This window comes from Succinivibrio sp., assembly GCF_045124615.1.
In the GTDB taxonomy this organism is placed as follows: domain Bacteria; phylum Pseudomonadota; class Gammaproteobacteria; order Enterobacterales; family Succinivibrionaceae; genus Succinivibrio; species Succinivibrio faecicola.
Genome location: NZ_JBGVMC010000315.1, coordinates 1 through 2,933, shown reverse-complemented (window position 1 = coordinate 2,933; position 2,933 = coordinate 1). Strand labels below are relative to the sequence as shown.

The following is a 2,933-nucleotide window of genomic DNA, read 5'->3' as shown; positions in this document are numbered from 1 at the left end:
AGCATCAGTCTGCTCTATTACTGAATCTTCCAACCATATTTACGACTTTTATCTTAAGATCTTTTGCATCATTTATTTTCTAGATAACTCTTAACAGAAAATAACAGCAATCTTAACAATCTGTTTTTATAGTTTTCTTTATATTTGAATATGATCTTTGGAGTCTACTATGAAAAAGAAAACTAAAGTCGCAAAATTCAAAAGAGATAATGAACTTGCAATAAATCATCTGCAAGCTCTAAGACAAAGATACCTAAAAGATATATCTGTTAATACCACAGATACTGATCATAAAACTGCTGACATAAACAGAGTTAAAAACAGAATTTCTGATTTGAATCTATTTATGTATCTTTAGTTTTATAACCTTTAATATGCTTGCATTAGATAAAAATAATCCAATAAATCAGAACAGAAACTAAAATTCGTGTATAATTTCACAATCGTACAGAAGCATAAAAAAGGTTGTTTTTTATACCACTTTCTCAGTAATGCTATATAGCTTTACAATATACTCTGTACAATATCTTCTGCTTTGGCAGATCTGATAATTAACAATTTCCTGCACGCTAAATTAGGTAAAGATTTATCATGAGCAATGCATTAACTAACACTGAATTTAATTTCCCAGGTCAAAAGAGTGTTTATCACGGAAAGGTTCGTGATGTTTATAACATCAATAATGAAAAGCTTGTTATGGTTGCAACAGACCGTATTTCAGCATTTGACGTAATCCTTCCTGAAGGTATTCCTTTCAAAGGTCAGGTTTTAAACCAAATCGCAGCTAAATTCTTAGATGCTACTGCTGACATCTGCCCTAACTGGAAATTAGCATCACCTGATCCAATGGTTACCGTTGGTGTTATGTGTGAAGGCTTCCCTGTAGAAATGATTGTTCGTGGTTATCTGTGCGGTAGCTCATGGAGAGCATATAAGAGTGGTGTTCGTGAGATCTGTGGTGTAAAACTACCTGATGGCATGAAAGAGAATCAGAAGTTTGATGAGCCAATTATCACTCCTACAACTAAGGCAGAAATTGGTGAGCACGATGCTGACATCTCTAAAGAGGAAATCTTAAAGAGAGGTCTTGCAACTCCTGAGGAGTATGAGCTTTTAGAGAAATATACTCTAGCTCTTTTCAAGAGAGGCTCAGAGATTGCAAACAAGCGTGGTCTTATTCTTGTTGATACAAAATATGAATTCGGTAAGCACGACGGTAAGATTTACTTAATGGACGAAATCCACACTCCAGATTCAAGCCGTTACTTCTATATGGATGGCTATGAGGATCGCTTCAATAAGGGTGAGCCACAAAAGCAGCTATCAAAGGAATTCGTTCGTGAGTGGTTAATGGACAACGGATTCCAGGGTAAGGAAGGCCAGAAGGTTCCTGAGATGACTCCTGAAATTGTTCAGTCAATCTCTGACAGATACTTAGAGCTATACGAGAACATCGTTGGCGAGAAGTTTGAAAAGGTTCAGACAGGTGACGTACTTGCAAGAATCGAAAAGAATGTAACAGATTACTTAAACAAGTAATCAGACAAGAAAGCTGCCTTATGGCAGCTTTTCTTCACCTATATACATCAATCAACAAACACTCCAAACATTTTCATCAATCAAAAATACTCTAAAGTCCTCTAATTTAGATAACTCAACTTTTGCATTCTAACATTTAACTGAAAATCGGCATATAAATGCGGTTTAGCACCACAATTCCAGTTAAAAAAAATCAATTTGTTTAACTATTTAGGAATTTTGGTAAATTAGTAAGGATAAGCTAAGGTCAAATATCTGATTATTTAATCTTTTCCACTTCGATATAGCAGTCTTTCTTATAGAAACTGATTCCGTAGCTGTATATTTTGTTTACAAATGGATGAGTGATATAACTTTTTGCATATTCTTTATCATCAATCTGTTTTATTGCATTTTTTGCGTCATTTATTACAGATTCAATATTTTTTGATGCTTTAAGTTCAAGAATAACAACAGTATCTTCACTTTCATTTTTAAAGATGATATCAGCATAACCATCACCAGATTCACTGTTTGACTGATAATCGCTTATGCTATCAGAACAGTTTGTGAATACGCCAGATAAGAATCCATGATAGAAGTTCTCTTTCTTTGCCTTTGTTGCAAAATCTCTTACAGATACATATCCTTTTAGTAACTTTTTTAAATTGGTTTTTGCAGTTTCACAATCACCTTCAAACAGAGCATTAGCTATAAGCATAGCCTTATTCTCGCCTTGTGTTGATGATTCTTTAAAATGCTTTAATATATTTACCTCAAAACACTTTCTGATTTCTCTGTTTGGAATTTTAAGAGAATAGATAATCTCACCATCTTCCTCATTTACAACTCTATAACCATCAGATGTCAGATATCCTGTATGCAAAAGAAGGGAGAAGAAATCTATCTCTTCATGTTTTGATAAAGTATCATAATTCATTGAATCATTGATATAGGTTTCAATACTCAAACCATCCATCAGTGCCTGCATCTTGTCTGTTGCCTTATCAGTCAGATATCCTACATATGATAATAAGGCATTACTTGAGGTTGAGTTTATCCAGTAGTTTCCTGGTATTATCTCAGTGTTAGAAACTTTCTTTTTAACAGACTCTGCGATAAAGTTAATTACATCCCATGGACAGAACATCTCTTTTTTATAGAATCTGTATCCATCATAATTTTCTTTAACCAGCGTTGCATACTCTTCAAGCTCATAGTCTTTTAAAAGCTTTAGAGTCTCTTCTTTTGTAAAACCTATGATGGAATCAAAATCATAGTCCTCTGAAAGTACAGTATTTACAGTGATGTTGTTTACACCTGTAAAAATACTGTTCTTTGCTACCTTTAAACATCCTGTAAGAACTATCTTTTCTATTGGATATTCTGTGTTCTTGTTATTAGGTGTGATTTTC

Annotated in this window: 3 protein-coding genes; 2 read left to right on the top strand and 1 reads right to left on the bottom strand. The window is 33.7% G+C overall.

Annotated elements, in window-relative coordinates; all coding sequences use genetic code 11:
* The first annotated feature begins 169 nt into the window (after positions 1-169).
* Both ACJML3_RS08295 and ACJML3_RS08290 read left to right on the top strand, forming a co-directional pair.
* On the top strand, positions 170-358 hold the full coding sequence (locus tag ACJML3_RS08295) for a hypothetical protein (RefSeq protein WP_406022274.1): 189 nt from the start codon (positions 170-172) through the stop codon (positions 356-358).
* 233 nt (positions 359-591) lie between these two features.
* Positions 592-1,539, top strand: a complete 948-nt coding sequence (locus tag ACJML3_RS08290; RefSeq protein ID WP_406022272.1) for a phosphoribosylaminoimidazolesuccinocarboxamide synthase — start codon at positions 592-594, stop codon at positions 1,537-1,539.
* 259 nt (positions 1,540-1,798) lie between these two features.
* Here the strand turns inward: ACJML3_RS08290 and ACJML3_RS08285 are convergent.
* A partial coding sequence (locus ACJML3_RS08285) for an AAA family ATPase (protein ID WP_406022270.1) occupies positions 1,799-2,933 on the bottom strand: 1,135 nt, incomplete at its 5' end.